We start from the raw sequence: 25,989 nt of genomic DNA on the forward strand, positions 1-25,989 counted from the left end.
GGACCCCCGGGCGGCGGCGCTCAGCGCCCGGTGTGCACGAAGCCCGCCCAGGACGCGACGGCCGACCGGTCGTGGCCGCGGAGTTGGGCGCGCATCCTCCCGGGCATGGCCTCCGGCGGTTTCCGGCAGCCGGCCATGCACAGCTGTGCCGTGCGCAGGGCGTCAGCCGGTGCCAGGCCCTCCTCCCTGAGGAAGTGGTGGAACATGAACATCAGCACCGAGGTCGCCTCGTCCGGCACACTCCAGGTCGCGCTGACCACCGACCGGACCCGGCCGGCCAGCAGCGTGGTGCCCAGGCTGAACGCCTCGTCGTAGCCGCGCGCGGAGCGGCCGGTGCTGCACGCGGCCAGGACGGCGAGCGCGATGCCCCGGTCGGAGCCGACGCCCAGGGTCCGCACCAGCCGCTCGGCCGCGAGGTGTTCACCGCGGTCGAGCAGCAGATAGGAACTGTCCCCCGCCGAGGTGGTCTGCTCGACGATTCCGTGGCAGGCCAGGTGCATCATGCTGCCGCCGTCGGGATCCGCGAGCCAGCGCAGCACCTCGTCGCGGGTGCCCGCTCCTTCCGGGCTCGGCTCGCCGTCGGGCATCCTGCCGACGTAGCGGGCGTCCGGGTAGAAGCGGTCCTTGATCGCCAGTGCTTCGACGCGCGCGGCCGGCAGGTCCCTCGCCCTTCCGGCGGGGTCGGGGTCGCCGACCACCAGTCCCGCACCGGTGAGGGGCACCGGGGCGTGCCAGGCCGACTCGCACAGCAGGCGGGCGGAGGGTGTGTAGGAGAAGACGACGCGCTCCATCGCGTACCGCCATGTCCCGTCCGCCGACCGGGTGCGCGCCGCGTGCCACGGCACCCGGGCCAGTTCCCGTACGGGAATCAGCACCAGCCGTGCCGGGCGGTCCGCGGGCAGGTCCAGGTGGCGCTCGACGAGCGGCCCGATCGCGGCCTCCCACGCCCACTCGCAGATCTCCTCAAGCGCCTGCGGGGCCTCGGTCCGCGCGTCCAGGGGTGCGCTGTCGCGAGCGGGCGGGACGCTGCCGTCGGTCTGTGCGCTGTCGCGAGCGGGCCGGCCGCTGCCCTCCATGTCCTGCGCCGCGTCGAAGAGGAAGGTCTCGAACGCCGCGGTGCCGGTGTCGTTCAGCTCCGGCAGCAGGAACCAGCTCGGGGGTGCGTCGGCCGGGATCACCACGGCGGCACCGTTGCGCTCGTCGCCGGGCACCAGGTAGACCAGCGCGTCCGCGCCGAGCGAGCGCAGGGCCGCCCTCGTCTCGTGCGGTTGCGGCGGGTCGAGCAGCCGTGTCGTGCCCTTGGCCATACTGGCGGCCGGCGAGCCGTCGGCGGTCAGTTCGACGCCCGCCAGCACGCCGATGACCCGGCGCCGCAGCTCGTCCGGCATGTCGTCCGCCGAGTGGCTCCGCTGTGCCCGCGCCCATTCCCGGGCCAGTGCCGGGTCGCCCACGGCGGTGAGCCGTGCCTCGATGTCACGGGTCTCGGTGGTGGCGTAGAGGATCAGACCGCGGCCCGCGTCCAGGGCTGTGGCGGCGCCTTCCGGGTCATGGTCCATCAGGCACAGCCGTGCCGTGTCCAGGGCGTCGCCGGCCGCGTCGCGTGCGGTGGCCTGCATGTCGTCGGGCGTCGACTGGAGCAGCACGCTCCACGCGTGCCCGCGCAGTCCGCTCAGTGCCGTCGACCGGCCCAGTTCGTTGCGGCCGGCGAGCCGGTAGGCGTGGGCCAGCGGCATGGCGGTCATGGTCCACAGGCCATGGGTGCTGGACTCGGCCTGCCGCCAGGCCTGTTCGAGCAGTTCCGTGGCGGTCCTGAGGTCACGCCGGTCGCCGGTCATCTCGACCCTGCGCAGGTGCGCGACCCCGGCGAACATCAGGTAGTACGTGCGCCGCGGGTCGTGTTCGGTGGCGACGGACAGCGCCTCGGTGAGGTGTTTCACCGCGTTGTCCACCGACTCCCGGGTGTCCGTGCCCAGTTCGGCGGTGCCGAGCTGGGACAGCCGGAGGGCACGTTCGTTGTCCGGGATCCCGGGCTGGACGGCCATCTCCTCGAACATGCGCAGGTGGGCATCGCTCGCCGGGTTCACGTACTGCGCACGGCGCGCGTTCCCGCCGCCCGCCGCACCGTCGGGCCGGAGCATCTCCAGGAACGGGGCGAGCTGGTTCCACGCCTCGTCCACCGCCGCCCGCAGCGGATCGCCCGCGGGCAACTGGAGCGAGGCCCCGCGCAGTTCCTCCAGTTTCGCCATGGCGCCCAGGTGGTCACCGCGCATGGCCTGGGCGCTCGCCTCCTGGAGCAGCGTCATCACCGTGGCGCGGTCGAGCAGTGGGGACCGGGGGCCCAGGCCGTCGGTGAATCCGCGCAGGTCGTCGCCGAGCCGTCGCGCTCCCGACGGACTCATGTCGCCCTGGGTGACCAGATGCTGGAGTCCTCTCCGGGCGGAGTCGACCAGCATGGCCTGGGGCTGGGCGTCGCCGACGATCCGCGCGTACCCCTCCAGCTCCCGCAGCGCGGCGCGCGGGCTGAATCCCGGCCGGTCCTCCTGCCAGGCCACCAGCAGGTCCGACGCCCGCAGCGCGGCGGACGTCACGGGCCAGTCCGCCAGCGGGGCCGGGTCCGTGTCGGCGATGTCCGTGAGAAGCATCGCGCGGGACATCCGTACCGATCCCATCAGCGTGCCCGACCTGAGCAGGGCGGTCACCAGCACGGACGCCAGCTTGGCCCGGCCCGGCAGCTCCGCCGGCAGGGCGTCGAAGTCCGCGAGGGCGCTGTCGATGTCCGCGGGGTCCTTGCCGATCACCTCGTAGCGGCTGGCCCGCATCCAGCAGCGCGCGAAGAGCCACGGCGCGCGGTCGTCCGCGCCGACCGACTCGATGGCCTGGGTGGTGCGTGCGATGACCGTGGCCAGCGCGTCCGCCGACGCCGTGTCACTCATGTCGGCTCCTTTGCCGATAGAAACCAGAACGCACAGGAACGAACCCGAAGGGGAAGAGGAGGGAAGAGAGGAGCCGGTCAGTGTTCGGCCGCGGAGCGCATCGCGCGGACCCAGGCGACGCCGGTGAAGTTCTTGGCCGCGATCTCGATCTCCACCTTCTCGAAACCGGCGGCCGACAGTCCCTCGTAGCCGGTGCCGACGAGGTCCTGGTAGAGCGTGTCCGAGAAGGCGGCCACGAGGTCGGTGTCGCGGGACTCGGCGAGGAAGCGGCGGACGGGGCCGGAGTCGAGTACGCGGAAGAGGGCGACCACGGCGGAGCCCGCGTATCCGCTGTCCGCCTCGTGCACGATGCCCTGGTGCAGGCTGGCCCGCATGCGGACACTGCCCAGGCCACCGGCCGAACTCTCTTTCCCAGCAGCGGAGTTCGCCCCGGCGGTCCGTGCGTTGGCCGCTGCCAGACCTGCCGTCAGTCCGGCCAGGAGGCCGGGGACGACCCTGGTCTCGTCGACGTCGGGTTCGAGAACGAGCAGATAGCCGTCGCCCTGCGCCTGCCGGCCGCAGCGCTCCCAGTCGACGCCGACCCGCTCGCACGCCGCGCGGAGTGTGCGGAGCAGAACGCGCTGCAACCGGACCATGTCGGCATTGTCCCGGGCGCTGTATCTCTCGATGTCGACCGCGAGGCACAGCCGCCGAAGCCCCGGAGGCAGTCTGCCGTCGTCCGCCTCCCGGTCCTCCCGGTGCTCGGGGTGCGGCATCTCGTCCTGGTACGCGGCCAGCGCCCAGGCTCCGGGCAACACCCCCTGGTGCGTGAGCGGGCCGGCCGTCTGCCACGCCTCCCCCGCCCGGATGCGGAACGGCGTGTCGTAGGGGGTTTCCGCCGCCCTGCGCCGAAGGGCGCCGCCGAGCACCGGCTGCACGGTCGTCGTGCTCAGGCTGACCCGGCCGGACACCTCGGCGGAGGACGCCGGCATCCGCACCACCGCCTGGGCCCACCGTCCGTCGGGGCGGAGCCCGGCGCCGCGCCCACGGGCCCTGAAGGTCCAGCGGAGCCGTTGGCGGCCGAGCCCGAACACGGAGATCTCCGTGCCGTCGGCGGCGACGGTGCCGGGAGCCGGGTCGAGGCTCAGCGCGTGCAGGCCGTCGGCGAGGTCGACGGTGAGGGTGGCCTGTTCGTAGCGGCGTCCGTCGGGCAGTTCCTCCAGGTCGAACGGGAAGCAGACGAGGAAGTCGCGGTCCGCGTCCGCCGTCGGGCGCCGGCGGGCCGGGTCCCGCAGTGCGTAGGCGAGCGGCCGGCCGAGGGAGACGCCGCCGATCCGGTCGCGGACGGGTGGTCCTCCTCCCTTCGGCACCACTCCGTCGAGGGCGAGGAGATCCGGTGTACCGAGCACGTCGTCGCGTACCCCTGCCGCCCCGTCCTCACCGTGTCCGTCGTCCGCACCCGCGTCTGCCGTGCCGTTGTCCCGCATTGGTCCGGTTCCCCCTTGTTCCTGTGCCGTGCGTGTCCGGTACCGGCTCCGGTCAGCCGCCGGGCTCCGTCAGCCGGGCGGCCCGGCGCAGCCCGGCGAGGGACAGGACGATCGTCCGCCCGTAGCCGACCTGTATGACTCCCTGCCCGGCCAGTTCCCCGAGCACGTGGTGCACCCGGCGCTCCCGGGCGCCGACGAGCCCGGCGAGCTCCGCCTGGGTGAGGCGTGGCCCGAGCAGCACACCGCCGTGCCCCGGCTCGCCGTAGTCCTCCGCGAGGTCGACGAGGACGCGGGCGACGCGGGTCGCCACCGGGCAGCCGCTGAAGTCGCCCCGGCGCCGTACCGACCACCGGTTCTTGCGGACCAGCATGCGGCTGACGGCCAGCGCCGCGGCCGGATACCCGTCCAGGCAGTCCAGGAAGTCCCGTTGGCCGATGCGCCGGGCGGTCACGGCCCCGGCGGCGGTGACGGTGGCCGACCTGGGCCGGTTGTCGAAGGCCGCGAACTCCCCGACCAGATCCCCGCCGAGCCGGATGGCCAGCAGCGCGGTGTCCCCGCCCTCCGCGGTCGCGGTGACCTTGGTGACGCCGTCGAGGAGGAGCAGTACGAACGTCTCCTGGAGGCCTTCGATCAGGAGGTGCTCACCCGCCTCGTACGAGCGTGGTGTCCCCAGGGAGAGCAGGGTCTTCATGACCTCCGGGGAAGCGGCCAGATCGGCCAGGAGCGTGCCGTGCGGCCACCGGTCGACAGCTCCCGCGCCTTCCGCGCACCTCTCCGACATCACGGCATCTCCCCACACAAGCAGGCTTTCTCCGGCATTGGCGGCGTACGGCATCGTATCCGCCGATCGGCGAACACCCCTTTCTTTCGCGCAAGTTGGGACACGCGGAGGGCAGTTCCACCGGCCGGGGGCGGGGTCGCCGGATTCTCCGCCCGCATTCCGCACTGCTGCGGGGAGTCCGTCGCCACGTCTGGTGCACTCTGGCGGTTCGGGGGACAGCACGGGGGCCCGGCCCGCCACTGGCAGCCGGGTCCCCGTAGCTCGTACCGCGGCGCCGGCCGCCGGTCGGCGGACGCCGGGAATCTCCCCGTGGCCGCTCCCGCTCCCCTGGTGAGCCGTCGCACGGCAGGCCGTCCCGGAGGGCCGCGCCGGAGACCGTGCGGTCACGTGCCTGCCTCCCAGGTGCGGGGCAGCGCTTGGGCGTGCACGGTCCGCACGCGGTAGTGGAAGTCCTCTCCCCCGTCCATCCGCTGGTCCCGCACTCCCTCCCAGACCTCCTGGAGCAGGGCGCCCAGGGCGGGGTCGGCCGTCCGCGCGGACCGGTCGCGGGCCTCGCGCGAGGTGAGGCCGCCGAGGTCCATCGGGCGGTCGCCCACGATCAGATGGACCGTCTCGGGGCGCGGACCCTGCTCGGGTACGTCCGGAGGCCAGTACACCCGCACGGGAGCGGTCGTGCGGGCGCTCCAGGGTTCCGTCGGGTAGCCGCTGGGCTGGTCGTTGGTCACCAGCGCCGTGCGACCGCTCAGTCCGACGCCGACCACCCAGAAGTACAGCCGTGCGCCGGAGCGGTTGTGCACCGTGACCCGGTAGAGGTCACCGTCGTACAGGCGCTCGCCCGTGGGCTTGAGCAGGCGCCAGCCGCCGTTCCCCGTGGGCCGCCGGGCCTCGAACATGACGTCGAGTCCGGCGTCGAGGCGGCTCGCGTCCTGGGGGTCGCGCAGCCACCGCACGCGTTCGCCCCTGGCCAGCTCGTCCAGGAGGGCCGTCAGCCGGGAGGCGTCGGAATACGCCGGATCGGCCGGCCCGCGCGCGGGCTGCCCCTCGCGGTTCAGTACCACGGGCCTGCCGTCGCGGACCCGCACGACGGCGAAGGCCCCGTCCGCATCGGGTGTTTCCGCCAGGCGTGGCGAGCGGGCGAGTTCCTTGCGCAGTGCGTCGGCGAACGGCCCGGCGGCGTCGATCAGCACCTGCCGGCGGTCGTGCAGCCGTACGGCGACGGCGTACGAGCCGGGCGGCACCAGCGCGTTCGACAACTCGTCCACCGGTGACCGCGGAACCGCGGCGGGCGTCACGCGCAGCACCGCGTCGCCCGCGTGCATCTCCTCCACGGTCGCCGGTACGGACGTCTCCCGTTCCTCGTCGCGCGGAGTGCCGTCGGGGAACACCATCCTGACCTCGTCCTCGGGCCCGAGCCCGAACAGGGCCCCGCCCGGGACGCGGAACCGGCCCTCCCGCCGCAGCAGGGGAAGCCGCTCCGGCTCGGCGGGCTCCTCCAGGGAGAACGGCAGCCGCCCCGAGGGCCCGCCCGCGTCGGGCCGCTGGAGCACCTGCTGCTGCTTGATCCGGTCACGGGCCCGGGCCACCAGCACCGACCAGGTGACACGGCGGCCCGCGGTGGCGTCGAGCAGGTCGGCGAGGGCCGCCGTGAACACCCCCTGCCGGCCGGCCCCGGGGCGCAGTTCGGCCTCGTACGCCGAGCCGTGCTGCTCGCACGCCGTCAGCCGTACGACGTCCGGTACGAGCGAGTCGTCGGTGCCGGCCAGGAGTGCCGCGCGGGCGAGCGCCGCGTCCGGGGGAACACGTGGCAGCCGTACGGACTTCAGCGCCCACAGGCCCGATTCGTACGCCGCCTCCCGTACGGCTCCGCCCGAGTGACAGGAGTCGAGGACGCAGGTGACGTTGGGGGTGACGGCGGTGAGCGCGCGCACGGCCGCGGTGAGTTCCTCGGCGAGGTAGCCGCGGAAGTCGGTGGTGGTGCTCTCGCCCATGTCGACGGGCACCAGATACTGGAGTCCGTCCGACAGCCCGCCGTGCCCCGAGTAGTACACGACCACTCCGTCACCCGGCCGGACGGCGTGCCGCAGCCGGGCCAGTGCCTCCCTGATCCCCTCGTAGCGGGCCCGCTCCTTCGTACAGACGTCCACGTCGGTGAAACCGCGGTCCGTCAGCACGCGGCGCATCAGTTCGACGTCGGCGTGCACGCCGGTCAGACCGTAGGTCTGGGCGCCGATCAGTACGGCTCTCAAGGTCATCTCACACCCCCACATGGATGAAGGGCGCCCAGTAGTACGGGTGCCTCTCGGTCGCGGCCCGGCGCCGCACCGGTTCGGTGTCCCGGGACGGAACGGAGCATTCGCCGGGGGCCCACGAGCGGGCCCGGTGGCGCGGACCCGGGTCCGTCCCGGTGCGGTGGGCGAGAAGGCGGAACTCCTCGTCCCGTTCCGCACCGGACAGGGCGCGCACCTCGCGTTGTGCCAGGGCCAGCGCGGCGCCGACACGAGGGGCCGGATCGTGGACGAGATGCCGGTACATCCTGGTGATCACCAGACAGCCGACGCTGTCGTGCACCGGCCAGAGCGAGACCACCGTGTGCCGGGCACCGGTGATCAGGGCGGCCCGGGTGAGCCCCAGGACGTCGCCGCCCGCCGTGGCCCTGCCGCGCCCGGTGTCGCAGGCGGACAGTACGAGCAGTCGCGGACCGTGCGCGGCGGACAGCAGGTCGGCGAGGCCGAGGGCGTCATCGCCGGCCAGCGGCAACCGGCTGCGGTTCGGGGCGAGTTCGTCGACCAGTCCGTGAGCGGCGAGGTGCAGCACGTCGTGGCCGGGGGCCGCCGCCAGCACCTCGGCGCGGGTCGCCCCGGCGCCGGTCAGCAGTCGGCTGCGGGGCAGGAGCCGGGCGATCTCGGCGGTCTCGACGGCGGTGCCCGGAAGCGTCGGCAGTCCGCGGCGCGGATCAGTGGCGGGGGCACCCACCAGGAGTGCCCGGAGTTCGTTCCACGGCCGGTCCGGTTCCGGCGAGCGGCGCCGCGTGACCCCGGCCGCGGCGGGCAGGTACGAGACCTCGTGGGTGGCGCCCAGGACGTCGGCGTGCCAGGGCAGCGCGTGGAACGGCAGCAGGGCGAGCGTCGCGGGAGGCACCACGATCACCCGCGGGCAGTCCCTCAGCGGCGCGGCGAAGGGCCTCAGCAGCCACTCGGCGAGCCGGCGCCCGTCGGCCTCCGCAGGACCGCTGCCCGGTGCCGCCGCACACCAGTCACGGAAGCGGCGGGCGGTCGCCACCACGTCGTGGGCGAGCTTCCGGTGCTCGGGCGGACTCGTCACGTGCTCGAACAGCAGCCTCTCGCGGGTCATGGCCCAGCCGACCAGCGAGTCGCCGAAGAGGTGGTAGGCGAGCAGCACGGTGTCCGGGGGAAGCGCCTCGGCGACGGCTGCCGCGTCCGGCGGTTCACCGGCGCCGGCGGTGAGGGCGGCCGGAACCCGCCTCCGCACCACCGCCTCGGCGGCGTCCAGCGCCCGGTCCACCGCCCCGATGCGCATACGCCGCTCGGTCACCTGTGGCCGTGCCCCCTCGGACAGCCGCCCTCCGGCCTCCGCCGCCCGGCCTTCGGACGGACCTGCCGTCTCATGGCGGACGGCGCCCACGTGCTCCTCGAACTCCGCGGCCCACCGGACCTCGGCCGCCAGCCAGTTCCTGACGGCCGTACGGTCCTCCCGGTCCGTTCCCGCGGCGTCGAGGGCGCGGACGGCGCCGAGGAACCCCGCCCGGCCGCGCTCGGCCTGCGTGAAGGCGGCGGCGGGCGCGTCCCCGCCACCGGGCAGCAGCAGGGCGAGGGTGGCCGCGTGGTGGAGCCCGGCCGGTACCGGGTCGTCGGCGAAGGAGGCGCGCAGTGTGTCCCTGGCCAGCCTGAGCCGGTGTTCCTCGTACGCGGCGAGCCCACGCAGCGCCTGGTCGGCGGCGTCCCCGTAGGCGCCCTCGGCCAGAGCCAGCTCGGCGTGGAGGGCGGCCGATTCCCACGAGTGGTCGTCGCCGGTACCGACGACGCCGATACGCGGCACATGCCCACGCGCACGCCCGGGCCTGCCCAGCCGTGCCCAGAGACCGGCCGCCTGGACCGCCGGAAGCCGTGCCTCGACCGCTCGGACCTCGGCTCGGGCCGCCTTCCACCGGCCCAGATCGGCGAGGGCGGCGCAGCGCACGACGCTGCGGAAGAGCTCCTGCGGGATCTGCCCGGCCAGGACGACCGCCTCGTCGGCGAAGCGGTCCGCCTCCTCCTCCAGCCCCGCCGAACGGGACCGACGAGACCGGAACAGCGCCTCCTGGGCCGGGCAGGCCGCCAGATCGGAACGGAGGCCGTCGAGGATCTCCGCCAACGGCCCGTCCGCCGGGGCACCGGTGCCCGCCACCAGGAGCCCGCCGACGTCGAGTGCGCGTTCGATGCGTAGACGGGCGGCGGCCATCAGATCGGGATCCCGCAGCGCGGAGGCCTGGCTGTGGAAGATCTGGGCGCCCTGGATGACACCGAGGCAGTGCGTGATGTCGGGCGCCTCGCCCAGGTCGGTACAGCGCCGGATCCGTTCGAGGTGGTCTCGCTGCTCCAGGTCGGTGAGGACGACGGCGGCCAGCCGATGCCGCGCCTCCGCATAGGTGCCCGCCTTCGGCAGGGCCTCCCTGTCACCGGGGCCGCTGTCCCGGTCCGGGGCCAGCAGCCGCGCCAGCGACGTGGCACGGCCGCTGCGCGCGATGTACCCCTGCGCGCTCCAGGCATCCGCCCGGTCCTGGACCAGCCGGGCCAGCCCCCGCACCCACGACGCACTGCCGACCGTCCCGCCCCAGCCGACCACGACCGCTGCGACCTTGGCCTCTGTGCCGGACTCGATATCGATATCGGCATCGGCATCGGCATCGGTACTGGTACCGATATGTGTCTGGGCCTGGGCCCGGGTATCGATGGCGATCAGGTCCAGCGCCTGATGGACCCGGAGCAGCACGGCGCAGGCCCCGTCGCCGGCGGCCAGCGCCGCCGCCAGTGCCGCCGCCACGGTCGTACGGCATGCCTCCGTCTCTCCGCGGAGTCGGTGTACGTGCGCGAGACGCAGCAGTGCCGCGGCTCGTCCGCGCTGTGAGCCCGCCGCGCGATAGGCGGCTTCCGCCAGTCCGTACCGTTCGGCGGCCCGGTCCAGCTCCGGCGCGGACGGCGGGGTCGGCGGGACGACGCACTGCTCCGCCAGGCCCGGCGGCCCGAGTTCCCAGTCGCCCCTGAGGAGTTCGGCCAGACCGGTCGCGGCAGGACGCCGGGAGGCTTGCCGGAGCCCCGCGTGCAGCAGTGGGACAGCCGCCTCCCGGTCGCCTGCCCGGACCCGCAGATCCGCGGCCAGCAGGAGATGGCAGGCGGCGGCCTCCTCGTGGCCGGCCTCGGCGATCGGCTCGTACAGGCCGTCGTACCACTTCAGCGGTTCGTCGATGCCCTCCGAGACGTCCCATCCCGCGCCCTCGATCCGTGCTCCGTAGCGGGACGCACGCTCACGCGCGGCCTCGGCCGTCGTCGCGTGTCCCAATGTCATCCGCGCGGAGAGGAGGACGGGAATGAACTGTCCGGCGAGGTGCGTGCACAGCCGCAGCCGCTCGTCAGGGACGAGGACGGGCCCCGCGGATTCCGGAGTTCCGGGCTCGGCCCGTAACGGTGCGAGGTATCCGCCGGGCTGCCAGTCGGTGTCCATGGCGAGCGCGGCGGCCCGCATCGCGCGGGTGAGCGCCTGCGACGGCGGGCGACCGGGGCGGGCGGAGGCGGCAGCGGGCGGCAGCCCGCCCAGGACCGCCAGGGCCCGCTTCGGTTCCCCGGCGGCGAGCGCCGCCGCTGCCGCGAGCCAGGTGTCGAGGTGTTCTCGGTCGACGTCACCGCCGGAGGCGTCGGGCGGGCCGGCCACGCGGTCGCCGCCCCCGTACTCGGTCCACGTCCCGGCGGGATCGACACCCCGCTGCTCGGTGAGCAGGAGTGCGGCCAGCCGATCGACGCGGAATGATTCCCCCGGGCCTCCTGGGCCTCCGCCATTCATGATCTTGGCCATGATTCCCCCTCCCCCGGACACCGACGGTAACGGCGAACAACAGGGATGCGCCATGCCTGTTTCCTCGAAGTCAGGAAAAGGAAATTACCGGTCCACCATCTGGTCGATTACGAACAATTCCTGGCAGGCCGATAGGGCAGAAATCGCCTGCCCCAGCGGCGGACATCACCCCGAACCCACGAGCCGGACGCTTCCCACGCGGCCTTCCGACCATCACGCCGATTCGCTCCGCCATGGGTATCACGGACAGTGCGGACGGATTCCGCACTACGACCGGTTCTCCGAATACCCGATCCGCACCACTGCCGGTTCTCCGAATAACCGAATGGTTACCGACACCGGCCACCAGAAACCGGATTGCCCCGTCCACGCGACAGGGGGCTCGGACGGCACCCCCCACTCGGCGCTACACGAGGCGGATGACGCGCTTGCCGCGGGCGTGGCCGGTTTCGGTGGCTCGGTGGGCGTCCTGGATGTCGTCCAGGGGATAGACGCGCTCGATGACCGGGCGGAGGCCTTTCCTGTCGACGTGATCGGCGAGGGTTTGCCGGTCCGCGCGTCGGGAGCGGGCCATGAGGAGGCGTACGCGCGGGCCGGGCAGGACGACGCAGAGCAGGGCGAACGGTATGGCGCCGGCGGGAGCTCGTCGCGCTGCCCGGTGTCGGCCCCGAGACCCCGGCCGGCTGCCGACAGGCGCGGGTGACACCCCGGCCGGCTCCGATCCGGGGCGTCCTTCGCCCGCCTCTGCGGAGCCGCCCCGGTCCCGGCCAGGCCGCAGCCATGTGACGGTGCATCGGCGACCCGCCACGTACGGCGCAGGCAACGAAGCCCGCCGGTGATCTCCAGGAGAGCGCGAGCCCGCGAAACCGATCCGGGCACGACGCGCCCCCCTGTCGCCGCGCCGGACATCCGGCTACATGTTGATCATGTGGCCCGCGAGGCCGTGGACGGCTTCCTTGACCGCCTCGCCCAGGGTGGGGTGGGCGTGGACGTTGCGGGCGACCTCGTGGACGGTGAGATCCCACTGCTGGGCCAGAGTCAGCTCGGGCAGCAGCTCGGTGACGTCCGGGCCGATCAGATGACCTCCGAGGAGCTCGCCGTACTTGGCGTCGCTGATCAGTTTCACGAAGCCGCCCGCGTCGCCCAGGCCATGAGCCTTGGCGTTCGCGGTGAACGGGAACTTGGCCACCTTGACGTCGAAGCCCTTCTCCCTCGCCTGCGCCTCGGTGTAACCGAAACTGGCGATCTGCGGCTGGCAGAAGGTGGACCGCGGGATCATCACGTAGTCCAGCTCCATGGTCTCCGCGCCCGCGATCGTCTCGGCGGCGACCACTCCCATCGCCTCGGCGGCGTGCGCGAGCATCAGCTTCGCGGTGACGTCCCCGATGGCGTAGATGTGCGGTACGGAGGTGCGGCAGCGGCCGTCGACGTCGATCGCGCCGCGCTCGGTGACGCGCACGCCGGCGTTCTCCAGGCCGTAGCCGGTGACGTTCGGGGCGAAGCCGATCGCCTGCAGAACCTTGTCGGCCTCCAGGACCCGCTGGGTACCGTCCTTGCCGGTGACCGTGACACGCACCAGTGGGCCGGACTCGTCGATCGACTCGACCCGGGTCGACGTGAGGACGTCGATGCCCAGCTTCCGGTACTGCTTGGCCAGTTCGGCGGAGACCTCGGCGTCCTCCAGCGGCGCGATCCGGTCCAGGAACTCGACGACGGTGACCTTCACGCCGTAGTTGTGCAGCACGTAGGCGAACTCGACGCCGATCGCGCCGGCGCCCGCGATCACGATCGACCGCGGCAGATCCTCGGCCAGGATCTGCTCCTCGAACGTCACCACGCGCGACGTACGGCGGGTGCCGGGCAGCAGCTTCGGGGTGGCCCCTGCGGCGATGACGCAGTGGTCGAAGCCGATGGTGCGGGTGCTGCCTTCGAAGTCGGCCACCTGGAGCGTGTGCGGGTCGACGAACGTGCCACGGCCGCTGATCTCCGTGATCTTGTTCTTCTTCATCAGGTAGTGGACGCCCTTGACCCGGCCGTCCGCGACCTTCCTGCTGCGGCGGAAGGCCTCGCCGTAGTCGAAGGAGACCTCCCCGTCGACCTTGATGCCGAAGGTCTTCGCCTCGCGCGTGAAGATGTGCGCGAGCTCGGCGTTGCGCAGCAGGGCCTTGGTGGGGATGCAGCCCACGTTCAGACAGACGCCGCCCCAGTACTTCTCCTCGACGACCGCGACGCTCTTGCCCAGTTGGGCGGCCCGGATGGCGGCGACGTATCCGCCGGGGCCGGCGCCGAGTACGACGACGTCGAAATGCTCACCCTGCTCGTCCATGGACTGTTCCTTTCCGCTGGGGCGGCCGACCTCCGACGGTGCGTCGGCCCACTCCCGATCGAACAACCTGTTCCGTTCACCGATCCAACAGCGCCGGCTTGCGCCACCGCCCGCCTCGGCACACCCCTACGGCTGAGTATATAAATATAAACTCAAACTCGGTTAGAATCGCCCCATGGATGCGTGGACCGAAGTTCTCCAGGACACCGGCATGGACCCCCGACTGGACCGGGACACGTCCAACTGCTCGATCGCGCGAACTCTTGAGATCGTGGGCGAGAAGTGGACGATCCTGATCCTGCGTGAGGCGTGGTACGGCTCGTCCCGGTTCGGGGACTTCGAACGCGTCCTGGGCTGTCCTCGTAACCTGCTGGCGACGCGGCTCCGGATGCTGGTGGAGGAAGGGATCCTCGCGACCGAGACATACAAGGAGCCCGGTTCGCGAAGCCGGCCGAAGTACGTGATCACCCCGAAGGGCATGGATCTGGTGCCCGCCGTGATGGGGCTGCTGCAGTGGGGTGACCGTTACCGCGCCGACCCGGAGGGGCCGGCGGTGGTGGCTCGGCACCGCGAGTGCGGCGCGCACGTCGACGTCCGGATTCGCTGCGAGCGAGGTCACTCCGTACAGGTGAAGGACATCGAGAGCGTGCCCGGCCCGGCCTTTCGCATGAGGTCGTCCGAGTGAGCCGAGGACTCCCTCCGTCAGCCTTCCGTCTGCCGGCCGTCCTGTGAGGGAAGTGGTGCCCCTCAGCCGGCCGAGGGCCGGCCCGAGGGGCACGCTGTCCGAAGGAGGGCCCCCGGCCACGGTGTGACGGCTCCGCGCCGGGCACGAGCCCGGGAAGCGGGACAGACCGCCGAGGGGCGGCCCCCGCCGTGACCGGCCGGGCCGCCAGAAGATCCACTGCAAGGCGAGGTGCTCGGTGAGCGTGCCGCCGATGAGCGGTCCGGTGGCGACGGGGATACCGCCGGCCACGCCCCAGACCCCCAGACCCCCAGGGCCGCGCCGCTCGGCCGGGACGGCGGCCGACAGCAGGGTGAGTGTCAGGGGCGTCACGATGGCGGCCCCGAGGCCCTGCACCGCTCGGGCGGCGATGAGTTCGTTCATCCCCGGTGCGAGCGCGGCGGCGGCCGAGGCGGCGGTGAAGATGCCGAGCCCGACGGCGAACAGTCTCCGGCGGACGGACCGGCGCGTATGCGGGGGCGGACACGCTCAGGACAGCGGCGGCCGTCCGCCGAGCGACGCACGTCGCCAGTTGGGGGTGCGGTCCTTGTCGACCAGGGCCGCGCGGACGCCCTCCAGGAAGTCCGGCGTACGGATCGTCGTGCGCGTGAGGAGCAGTTCGGCGGCGAGGCACTCGCGCAGCGTGTACTGCCTGCCCCGGGCCAGCAGGGCGTGGGTGATCTCCAGGCTCTGCGGTGAGGCGGACTCCAGTGCGGCCGACGCGGCTGCCGCCCAGGGGGTGTCGAGGCGGCGCAGGCGTTTCTCGATCTCACCGAGGGTCGGCGCGCCGAACGCCCAGTCCACGTCCCCGCGTGCCGCCGCCAGCCCGCCGCCCGTCACCGGGGAACGGCCGGCGAGGCGTTTCAGTACGACGTCCACCGGGTCGCCGGGGTTGTCGGCCAGGGCGTCCCCGACCGCGTCGAGCCCGTCGGCGGGGACGAAGTGCGTGGCCACCCCCGCGTACAGCGCGTCGGCCGCGTCGAGCCGGTGCCCGGTCAGTCCCAGATACATGCCGATCGCGCCGGGCAGCCTCGGCAGGAAGTAGCTGGCCCCGACGTCCGGGAAGAACCCGATCCCGGTCTCCGGCATCGCCAGCACCGCGCGCTCGGTGACGACGCGGAAGCCGCCGTGGACGGACAGACCGAGACCGCCGCCCATGCACAGGCCGTCGATCAGCGACACGACCGGCACGGGATACTCGGCGATCCGGGCGTTGAGCCGGTACTCGGAGGCGAAGAACCGTTCACTGGCCCCGGCGTCCCCGGCGAGGCTGTGCTCGCGGATCGTACGGATGTCTCCGCCGGCGCAGAACGCCTTCGCGCTGGTACTGGCGATCAGCACGGCGGACAGCGAGGCGCCCTCCCACACGGCGAGCACCTGGTCGATGGCGGCGACCATGCCCGTCGTCAGGGCGTTGAGCGCTTTGGGCCGGTTCAGCAGGATGCGGCCGACGCCCCGATGGACGTGGGCGAGAACCGCGTCCGCCGCGGTGTCGGTCATCGGGCGTCGCCTCGCCGTCCGTGCGGACCTGCTGTCATGGCCATCACGTTCCTTACTCGCCGGGGGTCAGGCGTAGGTCTGCGCGTAGAGATCCTGGATCTCGTCCACGGTGGGTACGACGGGGTTGTTGGCGGGCGATCCGGACGCGAGCGCCTGCTCGGCCATGTGGGGCGCCAGGCGGAACCACTCGTCCTCGTCGATGCCGTGGGCTTTCGGGGTGGGCACCTCAAGATCCTGGCACAGGGCCCGGAGCGCCTCCACGAGCCGGTCGGCGGCCAGGTCCCGGCCTGCCCCCGCCTTCTCCTCGACGAACGTCTTCGCCCGGCTCGAAGCCACCCGGCAGGGAGCCGGCATCCGCGTCCTGTAGGCCTTCCTGACCCCGCGGACGGGACCGCGCCGACTGCTCCCCGACGAGGTCGACATCCGGCTCCCCATCACCCTGACCGTCCGCCGCGAGGCGGTGACCGCCTGGGTCCGGGGCCGACCGCGCTTCAGCGAGGCAGCAGGAGGCCGACCTGCCTCCGGATGTCCTGCACGAGCTCCTCGACGCTCAGGCCGATGTTCACGCTCACCGCCATGCTGAGGAACATCACGGCGGACACGATGTGCGCCAGCGTCGCGGCGTCGCCCTCCGTGACCCGTTCGTCCCGGCGCAGCGCGGCGGCCATGGCCTCCTCGGTCTGCGCGACGATGGCGAGTGCCGCGCCGTGCCGGGGCTCCTCGGGGTCGCCGAAGACCATCTCTCGCAGGTAGGTGCGTCCGTTGTCGATCTGGACGCGGTTGCACTCCACGATCGGCCGGACGATCGCCATCACCGCGTCCAGCACTCCCGGGACGCTCTCGGCGTCCGCCCGGCCCCGCTCAAGCGCTTCGACGTACTTGGCGTTCTGGACAAGGAGGAGGAGTTCGCCCTTGGTCTTGGCGTAGAGGAACAGGGTCCCGGTGCCGATGTCGGCCTTGTCGGCGATCTGCTGGGTCGTGACCTCGTCGACGCCGTGCTCGGAGAACAACTCGGTGGCGGCGGCGACGATGCGGTCGAACTTCTCCTGCTTGTTCCGCTCGCGCCGTCCGACCGACCGGGGGGCGACAGACATGGCGGTTTCCTCCAGGAGTAGATTCTGACTGTAGTCAGTTATGATTACGATCGTTACCGCGTGGGCTCGGATACGGCTGTGCTCATTCTCCCACGGCAGGGCGAGGAGACATTGCTCCATCCGTGCAGAGCCACGCACCTCACATCCCCCTGGAACGAAGGAACACCCATGCCCTCCCTCGATGGAGCAGTCGTCCTCGTCACCGGCGCCAATGGCGGTATCGGCACCCACTTCGTCCACGACGCCCTGGCTCGCGGCGCCGCCAAGGTCTACGCCACCGCCCGTTCCCCCCGCGCCTGGGACGACGAACGCATCGTCCCCCTGACCCTCGACGTCACCGACCCCGCGTCGGTCGCCGGGGCCGTCGCCGCCGCGCCGGACGTCACCGCGCTCGTCAACAACGCGGGCGCCACCCCGCCGAGCGCGAGCCTGCTGGACGTCACCGAGGCGGACATCCGGGCGAACATGGAGACGAACTTCTTCGGACCGGTCCTCCTCGCCCGCGCCTTCGCCCCGATCCTCGCCGCCAAGCAGGGCTCGATCCTCATCGACGTGCACTCCGTCGCCAGCTGGTACGCCTTCGGCGGCGCCTACAGCGCGTCCAAGGCCGCACTGTGGTCGGCCACCAACTCCCTGCGCATCGAGCTCGCACCCAAGGGCGTCCACGTGACCGGTGTGCACATGGGCTACGTCGACACCCCGATGGCCGCCCACGCCGACGGACCCAAGATGCTGCCGACGCAGCTGGTGACGGCGGTCTACGACGCGGTCGAGGCCGGCGCGTACGAGGTCCTGGCCGACGAGTTGACCCAGGGGGTCAAGGCGGCGCTGAGCGGCCCGGTCGAGGCGCTCTACCCGGACCTGCGCGGCACGAACGCCTGAGCCCGTTCCCCGGTCCCGACGCGGGCGCCGACGCGCGCTCGCATCCACCGGCGACACCGGTGCGCCGTCGCCCACGGTACGGAAGACGTCGGACACGAGCACGACCGCGGCATCCGCTGCGTACCCGCTCGCTTGCTGCCGGGTGTCAGCGTCGCTGGTTGGCGAGGCCGATGTAGTGCCCGAGGCGGTATTCGAAGTCGATGCCGGCCTGTTCGACGACGGCCTGCGTGCCTGCGGCCCGGGTGAGGAAACCGGGGAGGGTGAGGGAGTGGGCGAACTCGCCGTACGCGGCGACCAGGTCCGCGTCCGGGGGCAGGGACGCCCGGTTGATCTGGGCTTTGGCCGAGGCGAGCGAGGTGCGGTCGAAGGAGGCGAGCCGGGCGGCGACGGTGCCGACGAAGGCGTCGAGTTCGCTGTCGGGGAGGGCGCGGGTGACCCAGCCCCAGCGTTCGGCGGTGTCGGCGTCGTAGTCGTCGCTGGTGAGGATGGCTTCCAGGGCGCGGTCGCGTCCGATGGCCCGGGGCAGGCGTTCGCTGCCGCCACCGCCGGGCAGCAGCCCGCTGCCGACCTCGGGCTGTCCGAAGATCGCCTTCTCACGGCTGGCGTAGCGCAGATCGAGGGCGAGAGCGAGCTCGTTCCCGCCGCCGCGGGTGCGTCCCCGGATGACCGCGATGGTGACGTACGGCGCTTTGGAGAGTTCCAGGACCAGATTCGTCCAGGCCGGCACCGCGTCCGGGTCCCCGGAGGCGGGGAAGTCGGCGGCGGCGGCCAGGTCGAAGTGGTTGTAGAAGAAGTCGGGGGTGGCGCTGTCGAACAGTACGACCTGGATGTCCGGGTCGGTGGCCAGCTCCCCGACGATCTCGATGAGGCGCAGGACGGTCTCACCCGCGATGAGGTTGACGGGCGGGTTGGCGAAGGTGATCTTCGCTGTCTGCGGTGAGGTGCGCTCGTAGTGGATGGTGCTGGGCTCGCTCATGACTGGCTCCGGATACGGATACGGATGGGTGACGGTGTCGGACGGGTGACGGGTGACGGTGTCCGACGGCGACGGGGCGCGAGGAGGGCCGGGAAGCGTGGGGTGGATGGATCTGCCGAGCAGCTCCGGCGGTCCGCTTCCCGCCCGCCCCGCTCACTCCTCGTAGTGCGGGAGGATCTCGCCGTTCTTGACGTAGGTGAGGGCGGCGGTGACGTCGTAGGCGTGGATCGCGGAGACCTGCGGGGCCAGCCGGTCGGACAGGTCCTGGATCACGTGGCCGGTGAAGAAGGCGTCCCGTGCCGCCGTGTCGGTGAACCCGAGGCCGAGGGAGGCGTGGAAGTGCTGGTCGTGGGGGTTGTCGTGGGCCACGTCCGGGGTGTCCCAGAGCTTTTCGATCCAGGGCAGGAACGTCTGGGTGCGCAGTTCCGTCAGCACTCCGGTGCCGGCGAGCGCGGGAGCGAGCTGTTCGTTGACGAACTTCCGGAAGGCGCCGGCGCCGACGCCGTCCCTGCGGCGCAGGTAGACGAGAGTGCGGGCACCGACGGTCTCTCCGGGGCCTGCGACGTCGTACCACCGCGAGGAGTTCGGCGGGCCGGTGTAGAGCAGGGTGCGGCGGAACACGTTGATCTCGTCGGCGTAGGCCAGCTTCGTCTGCTTGCGCCCTTGCAGGGGTGCGAGCGCCGACCGGAAGGTGACTTCCGCGACACCGTCGATCTTCCGGTCGGCGGGGATCGCGGTCTGGACCCCGTCGACGGCCGGCCACCGGCCCGGGTTCTGCTCGGCGAGGTGGATCTGCCGGTACTCCTCCAGGCCCGGGGTGGCGGAGATGATCCCCGAGTGCGGGCCCTTCCAGTGGTCCATGCCGGTCTGGCGGGGCTGATCGGTCCGCACCCACAGCAGGATCGAGGAGGTGAGAGGCTTCTTCACTCCCAGGGGTGCGACGGCCGGTGACGTACTCATGGCGTTGCCCTTCTCTTCCTGGTCAGACGGTTGTCACGGGGCGAGGAACTCGACCGCCACGGGGGCGAACCGGTCGTGGTACTGGAAGATGCCGCCGTGTCCGGAGTCGGGGTAGATGATCAGCTCGCTGCCCTTGATGCGGTGGTGCAGGTCCTCCGACAGGACCGAGGGCACCATGCGGTCGTTGTCGCCGTTGGCGATCAGGGTGGGCTGTGTGATCGTCGACAGGTCGTCGGGGGTGGAGCGCCCCCACTTCTTGATCGCCTTCAGCTGTGTCTGGAACGCCTTGGTCTTGATGTCCGCGTCGCGGTCGACGGTGCGCTCCTTGAGCCTGTTGACGAAGGCGCGTGCGGCGGGCTTGCCGGTGGCGTTGCGGTTGAAGAACAGGAACTCCTTGGGGTCCGAGCGGGTCAGCGTGGCGCGCAGGATGTCGTAATAGGTGACTCTGGCGACCTTGTCCATGTCCTTGCCGCCCTTGGGCCCGGTGCCGGTGAGGACGAGCTTGCGGACGAGCTCGGGGTGCTTGACCACCAGGGCCTGGGCGACCATGCCGCCGAGGGAGAAGGAGAAGACGTCGATCTTGTCGTACCCGAGCGCCCTGATGAAGGTGTAGGCGTCGTCGGCCATCGCCTCGACACTGTCCGGCACCTGGCCGGTGGACGCCCCGACACCGCGGTTGTCGAAGGCGATGACGTGACGGCCCTGCGCGATGGGGTCGACGATGCGGGGGTCCCAGTTGTCCAGGGTCGCGGCGAGGTGGACGAAGAAGACGACGGGGATGCCGCCCTTCGGTCCCAGCTCCCGGTAGGCGTAGGTGACGCCACCGGCGCTGACGGTGCGGGCCGGGGCCTTCGCGTAGGAGGTGATGACGGCTTCGTTCGGGGTGCCGGTGCTGCTCATGACGGATTCTCCTTGCGTGTTCTGTGTCGCTGGGCGTGTTGTGTTTCCTGTGTCGCCGGGCGCCTTGTGTCGCCCGGCGCGGTTGCGGCGGATCAGCCGGGTCAGCTGGGCCAGCCGGGTCAGGTGTTGCCGATGACGGCCTTGCCGCGGATGCCGCCCTGGGACAGGGACTTCAGCGCCTGCGGGGTCTGGTCGAAGCCGACCACCTTGCCCACGACCGGACGCAGCACGCCCTGGTCGATGAGGGTGGTGATCTGGCGGAGCTGGTCGCCGCTGGCGCGCATGAAAAGGAACTCGTACGTCACCCCGAGCTTCTTCGCCTGCCTGCGGATCTTGCCGCTCAGGGCTGCGACCGCCAGGCGCACCAGCGGGTTCAGGCCGGCCTCGCGGGCGAACGCGGGGTCCGGGGGACCGGCGATCCCGATGGCCTTGCCGCCGGGCCTGAGCACCCGCAGGGACTTCTCGAGGTTCTCCCCGCCGAGGCTGTCCAGCACCAGGTCGTAGCCGGACAGGAGCTGCTCGAAGTCCTGGGTGCGGTAGTCGATCACCGTGTCCGCGCCGAGCGCGCGCACGAAGTCCGCGTTGGAACCGCCGGCGGTCGTGGCGACGTGCGCACCGAGGTGCGCGGCGAGCTGGATCGCGATCGAACCGACCCCGCCGGCGCCGGCGTGGATGAGAACCTTCTGCCCGGGCCGCACGTTTCCGCGCTCCACCAGCGCCTGCCATGCGGTGAGCGCCGCCAGCGGCAGCGAGCCGGCCTCGTCCATGCTGATCGAGGCGGGCTTGAGCGCCACGTCGTCCTCCGCGACGGAGATGCGCTCGGCGAACGTGCCGATGCGGTCCTGGTGGGGCCGGGCGTAGACCTCGTCTCCGGGCTTGAAACCGCGGACCGCCGACCCGACACCGATGACGGTGCCCGCGACGTCGTTGCGCAGGATCAGCGGCAGCCTGTAGGGCAGGACCTGCTTGAACTCACCGGTGCGGATCTTCTCGTCCAGCGGGTTCAGTCCGGCGGCCTCCACCCGGACCAGCACGTCGCGCTCCCCCACGGTGGGCTCGGGGACGTCCGCCTCCTGCAGCGGCTCCTTGTACTTGGTGACGACGAACGCTCTCATGGGGCGCCACTCCTAGTCTTTGTCCTATTTATCCAAGTTCGAGATTGGATCGGCAAACCCGGCGCGACATCCAGGACCTCGCCCCACCCGACCAATCCGAGTGCACTCAACTATGAGTCCACTCAGAAATATTGTCAAGGGAGGTCCCCATGGGAGGCGGTCACCTGCCGATCGGGCGCCGCGAGAGGGCCAAACAGGACAAGCGCGAGCGCATCATGACCGCAGCCCGCGAACTGTTCGTCGAACACGGCGTCGGCAGGGTCACGACGCAGCAGGTCGCCCGCCGGGCCGATGTCGCGATCGGGACGCTCTACCTGTACGCGTCCACCAAGGCCGAGCTGCTGATCATGGTGCAGAACGAGAAGTTCGCCGCCGCCATCGATTCCGGGCTCGTCGCCGCGGACGCCACCGCCGGACAGGACGTACTGGAGCCGGTCGTCGCTCTCATCCGCCCCGTGGTGGAGTGCGTGCGGGAGCACATCGAGAACGGCCGCACCTACCTGCACGAACTCGTCTTCGGCGACCCGGCCGAGCCCTACCGGCAAGCGGGCCTGACCCTTGCCGGCCGCCTGGAGGACGGCGTCACCGGCCTACTCACCCGCGACGAGCACATCGGCGCCGCCGACGCGGCGACGCTGGCACGGGTGGTCACCGCGATCATCCACATCAGCACCACCGCCACCGCGCACCTGCACCGCAGCGACGAAGCCGTCCTCGCCGACATCCGCGACCAGATCCACGCCACGCTGGCGCCCCACCACCGCGCCGCATGACCGCTCACCCGGCCGCCGCCCGCCGGCGCGTCGCACGCGCTCGCCCCGCCCACCCCCGGGCGGTCCGCCCGGCCCGGAGGCCGCGCCCCGCCCGGCAGACGCCCTGAAGGATCCGCCCCGATGCCCCGCAGCGGGCCTCCGCGCATCCATGAGGTGATCCCAACCCCATCTGAGTTTACTTTCTTATACTCAGCCAGTAGCGTCATGACCAGCACATCGACCCGGCCGCCACGGGGGAACCCGGCATGGCGTCCGTCCGAGAAGGAGCAGCACCATGGGAGTAAGCCAAGAGGCACACGAGTTCGCTGAGTTCCTCGCGAGCGTGAGTGCGAAGTCGTCGGCACCAGGTCTCGACCTGGCCGTCATCCGCGACATCGTGGACTCGAACCACAAGGCGTCGACCGAGCCGGAAGGCGTCACGTACGCCGAGGTGGACGCGGACGGCGTCCCCGCCCTGTGGGCCATCCCCGAGGGCGCCGACCCCGACAAGGCACTGCTCCACTTCCACTTCGGCGGATCCGTCACCGCCTCCATGCACTCGGACCGCAAGGCCGCCGGCCACATTGCCAAGGCCGCCGGAGCCCGCTCCCTCGTCGTGGACTTCCGCCTGGCGCCCGAACACCCCTACCCCGCACAGCTCGACGACGCCGAGACCGCATACCGCTGGCTGCTCTCCCAGGGCTACGAGCCGCGGAACATCGGCAGCACGGGCCACTCGATCGGCGGGACGCTCGCGGTGATGCTCCCGCTGCGCCTGCTCGCGAAGGGGGAGGCCACCCCGGGCGCGATCGTCAGCGTCTCGCCGTGGACCGACCTCACCATCCAGAACGCGTCGGTGGACGAGAACGAGGACAACGACAGGATGCTCAGCAGGAACACCCTCGAACTCTTCCGAGGAGCCTGGCTGCAGGATCCCGCCGTGGACTTCACCGACCCCGCGATCAGCATCGCGAACGCCGATCTGACCGGCCTGCCGCCCACGACCGTCCACTACGGCGAGTACGAGACCCTCGCCGACGACGGCGCCGAACTCGGCCGCCGCCTCGCGGACTTCAAGGTCACCTCCGAGGTCCACCCGATGCCCGAAGGGCAGCACTCGTTCGTCCTGGGCGCCGGGCGCGTACCCGAGGTGGACCAGGCGATCCAGCAGATGGGCCAGTGGCTGCGCAAGCACCTCGGCACGTGAGCGGAGGCCGTACCTGACGGCGGGCCTGTCGACGGCCGGGCCACCGCACCACCGCCGTACCGACGACCGGTCCGCCGGCACGGCGGTCCACCGGTCTCCGGCACCCCGCGGTCTCCGGCATCAGGCATCAGGCATCAGGCATCAGGCATCAGGCATCAGGCATCAGGCATCAGGCTCGACCATGTCGGCCGGTGTGCGGTACTTGTGTCCGGCACCGTTCCGCAAGCAGCCCCACCACCGTCCCTTGATGCCACAAAGGAGTGCGCGATGGGAACGTACGAGGACGTCTTCCGCTCGAGTACCGAGGACCCGGAGAGTTTCTGGCTGAAGGCGGCGGAGGGCATCGACTGGGATGTCGCTCCGCGACGCGCTCTGGACTCCTCGGGCGCGCCCTTCTACCGCTGGTTTCCCGACGGAAGGCTCAACGTCTGTTTCAACGCGCTCGACCGGCACATCGAAGCCGGCCGCGGCGAACAGGCTGCGCTCATCTACGACTCCCCCGTGACCGACACCCGGCGCACCTACACCTTTGTGCAGCTGAGGGACGAGGTGGCGGCCTTCGCCGGAGCGCTCGCGCGGCTCGGTGTCGAGCACGGCGACCGTGTAGTGATCTACATGCCGATGGTTCCCGAGGCAGCCGTCGCGATGCTGGCCTGCGCACGCATCGGCGCGGTCCACTCGGTCGTCTTCGGCGGGTTCGCCCCGCGTGAACTCGCCCTCCGCATCGACGACGCGGCCCCCAAGGTGGTCGTCTCCGCCTCCTGCGGGATCGAGGGCAAGCGGGTCATCGCGTACAAGCCGCTGCTCGACCAGGCGATCGAACTCGCGGTCCACAAGCCGGAGAAGAGCGTGATCCTGCAACGCCCACAGGGGACAGCCGAGTTGGGGCCCGACGATCTCGACTGGGCCGACCTGGTGGCTGCCGCACCGCCGGCCGACTGCGTTCCCGTCCCCGCCACCGACCCCCTCTACATCCTCTACACCTCCGGAACCACCGGAAAGCCCAAGGGAGTCGTGCGCGACAGTGGCGGCTACGCGGTCGCCCTGCACTGGTCCATGGGCGCCGTGTACGACGTGGGCCCGGGCGAGACCATGTTCACCGGCTCGGACGTCGGCTGGGTCGTGGGGCACTCGTACATCGTCTACGCACCCCTGCTGGCCGGTGCGACGACGGTCCTGTACGAGGGCAAGCCGGTCGGCACCCCGGACGCGGGCCAGTTCTGGCGGGTGGCCGCCGAGTACGGGGTCAAGACCATGTTCACGGCACCCACCGCCTTCCGGGCGATCCGGAAGGAGGACCCGAAGGGGGCGCTCACCGCCGGCTACGACCTCTCCCACCTGCGCTATCTCTTCCTGGCCGGTGAGCGCCTCGACCCCGAGACCTACCACTGGGCAAGCAATCTCCTGGGCGTCCCGGTGATCGACCACTGGTGGCAGACCGAGACCGGCTGGCCCATCGTCGCCAACCCCGTGGGCATCGAAGCCGCTCCCCTCAAGCCCGGCTCCCCGACCCGCCCGCTGCCGGGCTGGGACGTCCGCGTCCTCGACGCCTCGGGCAAGCCGGTGCCCGCGGGTGTCGACGGCGCGATCGTCGTACGCCTTCCCCTGCCACCCGGCGCGCTCCCCACTCTCTGGCAGGACGACGACCGCTACGTCGCCTCCTACCTCTCCGCCTACGACGGCTACTACCTCACCGGCGACAGCGGCCACCTCGACGACGACGGCTACGTCTTCGTCATGGGCCGCACCGACGACGTCATCAACGTCGCCGGACACCGGCTGTCCACCGGCAGCATGGAAGAGGCCCTGGCCGCTCATCCCGACGTCGCCGAATGCGCCGTCATCGGCGTCGCCGACGCGCTCAAGGGACAGATCCCGCGCGGCTTCGTCGTCCTGAAGGCCGGCAGCGACCGCGAACCGGGCGAGGTCGAGGCCGAACTCGTCCAGCTCGTACGCGAACGCATCGGTGCCGTCGCCTCACTCAAGGACGTCACGGTCGTGACCGCCCTGCCCAAGACCCGCTCGGGCAAGATCCTGCGCAAGACCATGCGCGGCATCGCCGACGGCCACGACGAACCCATCCCGTCGACGGTCGACGACCCGGGCGTCATCGAGACCCTGCGCCCGTTCCTCCGCCGCCCCGATCACACCCTGTGAAACACCCCGTGAAGCAACCTTGTGAGGCCACCGCGTGAAGGGCTGATAGCGACCTGGCGGACGGTGGCCGGCCGCCACCGTCCGCCGACTCTTTGAATTACGTTCGCAATATCATAGGCTTCGAGGGGCCGGTGAAGGTCGACCGGCCCCTCG

The 25,989-nt window shown here is 71.7% G+C and carries 19 protein-coding genes and 1 pseudogene; 5 read left to right on the plus strand and 15 right to left on the minus strand.

The window, feature by feature from the left end; translation table 11 throughout:
* Window positions 1-20 precede the first annotated feature (20 nt).
* The 7 genes from OG595_RS17145 to lpdA all read right to left on the minus strand — a co-directional run bounded on the left by OG595_RS17145 (window position 21) and on the right by lpdA (window position 13,572).
* On the minus strand, window positions 21-2,933 hold the full coding sequence (locus OG595_RS17145) for a CHAT domain-containing protein (RefSeq protein ID WP_329273018.1): 2,913 nt from the start codon (window positions 2,931-2,933) through the stop codon (window positions 21-23).
* A gap of 77 nt (window positions 2,934-3,010) precedes the next feature.
* Window positions 3,011-4,399 (minus strand): hypothetical protein, encoded by a 1,389-nt coding sequence (locus OG595_RS17150; RefSeq protein WP_329273020.1) that lies wholly within the window; start codon window positions 4,397-4,399, stop codon window positions 3,011-3,013.
* A gap of 52 nt (window positions 4,400-4,451) precedes the next feature.
* Entirely contained in the window at window positions 4,452-5,180 is a 729-nt protein-coding gene (locus OG595_RS17155) for a Crp/Fnr family transcriptional regulator (RefSeq protein ID WP_329273023.1), read from the minus strand.
* 383 nt (window positions 5,181-5,563) lie between these two features.
* The gene (locus OG595_RS17160) at window positions 5,564-7,432 is read right to left on the minus strand and encodes a caspase family protein (protein WP_329273024.1); all 1,869 of its coding nucleotides are present in this window, start codon (window positions 7,430-7,432) and stop codon (window positions 5,564-5,566) included.
* Between the two features lies 1 nt (window position 7,433).
* On the minus strand, window positions 7,434-11,246 hold the full coding sequence (locus OG595_RS17165; protein WP_329273026.1) for a CHAT domain-containing protein: 3,813 nt from the start codon (window positions 11,244-11,246) through the stop codon (window positions 7,434-7,436).
* 406 nt (window positions 11,247-11,652) lie between these two features.
* The gene (locus tag OG595_RS17170; protein WP_329273027.1) at window positions 11,653-11,820 is read right to left on the minus strand and encodes a zinc-binding dehydrogenase; all 168 of its coding nucleotides are present in this window, start codon (window positions 11,818-11,820) and stop codon (window positions 11,653-11,655) included.
* Window positions 11,821-12,159: 339 nt separating this feature from the next.
* Window positions 12,160-13,572: a dihydrolipoyl dehydrogenase gene (lpdA, locus tag OG595_RS17175; RefSeq protein ID WP_329273029.1), complete on the minus strand. Its 1,413-nt coding sequence runs from the start codon at window positions 13,570-13,572 to the stop codon at window positions 12,160-12,162.
* Between the two features lie 175 nt (window positions 13,573-13,747).
* Here lpdA and OG595_RS17180 point away from each other — a divergent pair, with 175 nt between their 5' ends.
* The gene (locus tag OG595_RS17180; protein WP_329273031.1) at window positions 13,748-14,257 is read left to right on the plus strand and encodes a winged helix-turn-helix transcriptional regulator; all 510 of its coding nucleotides are present in this window, start codon (window positions 13,748-13,750) and stop codon (window positions 14,255-14,257) included.
* Between the two features lie 204 nt (window positions 14,258-14,461).
* Here the strand turns inward: OG595_RS17180 and OG595_RS17185 are convergent.
* From OG595_RS17185 to OG595_RS17200, 4 genes and pseudogenes are all read right to left on the minus strand, one after another.
* Window positions 14,462-14,749: pseudogene (locus OG595_RS17185) on the minus strand (MFS transporter); the annotation flags it as partial.
* Between the two features lie 33 nt (window positions 14,750-14,782).
* Window positions 14,783-15,793, minus strand: a complete 1,011-nt coding sequence (locus OG595_RS17190) for an enoyl-CoA hydratase/isomerase family protein (RefSeq protein WP_329273033.1) — start codon at window positions 15,791-15,793, stop codon at window positions 14,783-14,785.
* 66 nt (window positions 15,794-15,859) lie between these two features.
* Window positions 15,860-16,147: an iron-containing alcohol dehydrogenase gene (locus OG595_RS17195; RefSeq protein WP_329273034.1), complete on the minus strand. Its 288-nt coding sequence runs from the start codon at window positions 16,145-16,147 to the stop codon at window positions 15,860-15,862.
* A gap of 137 nt (window positions 16,148-16,284) precedes the next feature.
* Window positions 16,285-16,887 (minus strand): TetR/AcrR family transcriptional regulator, encoded by a 603-nt coding sequence (locus tag OG595_RS17200; protein ID WP_329273036.1) that lies wholly within the window; start codon window positions 16,885-16,887, stop codon window positions 16,285-16,287.
* Between the two features lie 168 nt (window positions 16,888-17,055).
* Here OG595_RS17200 and OG595_RS17205 point away from each other — a divergent pair, with 168 nt between their 5' ends.
* The gene (locus OG595_RS17205) at window positions 17,056-17,769 is read left to right on the plus strand and encodes an SDR family oxidoreductase (protein ID WP_329273038.1); all 714 of its coding nucleotides are present in this window, start codon (window positions 17,056-17,058) and stop codon (window positions 17,767-17,769) included.
* Between the two features lie 145 nt (window positions 17,770-17,914).
* Here the strand turns inward: OG595_RS17205 and OG595_RS17210 are convergent, their stop codons facing one another.
* The 4 genes from OG595_RS17210 to OG595_RS17225 all read right to left on the minus strand — a co-directional run bounded on the left by OG595_RS17210 (window position 17,915) and on the right by OG595_RS17225 (window position 21,720).
* Window positions 17,915-18,745, minus strand: a complete 831-nt coding sequence (locus tag OG595_RS17210; protein WP_329273040.1) for an enoyl-CoA hydratase/isomerase family protein — start codon at window positions 18,743-18,745, stop codon at window positions 17,915-17,917.
* A gap of 153 nt (window positions 18,746-18,898) precedes the next feature.
* Window positions 18,899-19,705, minus strand: a complete 807-nt coding sequence (locus OG595_RS17215; RefSeq protein ID WP_329273042.1) for a strictosidine synthase — start codon at window positions 19,703-19,705, stop codon at window positions 18,899-18,901.
* Window positions 19,706-19,738: 33 nt separating this feature from the next.
* Window positions 19,739-20,605, minus strand: a complete 867-nt coding sequence (locus OG595_RS17220) for an alpha/beta fold hydrolase (RefSeq protein WP_329273043.1) — start codon at window positions 20,603-20,605, stop codon at window positions 19,739-19,741.
* Between the two features lie 119 nt (window positions 20,606-20,724).
* Window positions 20,725-21,720 (minus strand): NADP-dependent oxidoreductase, encoded by a 996-nt coding sequence (locus tag OG595_RS17225; RefSeq protein ID WP_329273045.1) that lies wholly within the window; start codon window positions 21,718-21,720, stop codon window positions 20,725-20,727.
* A 149-nt stretch (window positions 21,721-21,869) separates the two neighbouring features.
* On the opposite strand from OG595_RS17225, the gene OG595_RS17230 reads away from it, so the two are divergent.
* The 3 genes from OG595_RS17230 to OG595_RS17240 all read left to right on the plus strand — a co-directional run bounded on the left by OG595_RS17230 (window position 21,870) and on the right by OG595_RS17240 (window position 25,836).
* The gene (locus tag OG595_RS17230; protein ID WP_329273047.1) at window positions 21,870-22,493 is read left to right on the plus strand and encodes a TetR/AcrR family transcriptional regulator; all 624 of its coding nucleotides are present in this window, start codon (window positions 21,870-21,872) and stop codon (window positions 22,491-22,493) included.
* Between the two features lie 274 nt (window positions 22,494-22,767).
* Complete coding sequence (locus OG595_RS17235; protein ID WP_329273049.1) at window positions 22,768-23,679, plus strand: alpha/beta hydrolase; 912 nt, start codon at window positions 22,768-22,770, stop codon at window positions 23,677-23,679.
* A gap of 267 nt (window positions 23,680-23,946) precedes the next feature.
* Window positions 23,947-25,836 carry a propionyl-CoA synthetase gene (locus OG595_RS17240; protein WP_329273050.1) on the plus strand — a complete coding sequence of 630 codons (1,890 nt, stop codon included), beginning with the start codon at window positions 23,947-23,949 and terminating at the stop codon, window positions 25,834-25,836.
* The last annotated feature ends 153 nt before the right edge of the window (window positions 25,837-25,989 follow it).

The organism is Streptomyces sp. NBC_01451 (assembly GCF_036227485.1).
Classification (GTDB): Bacteria; Actinomycetota; Actinomycetes; order Streptomycetales; family Streptomycetaceae; genus Streptomyces.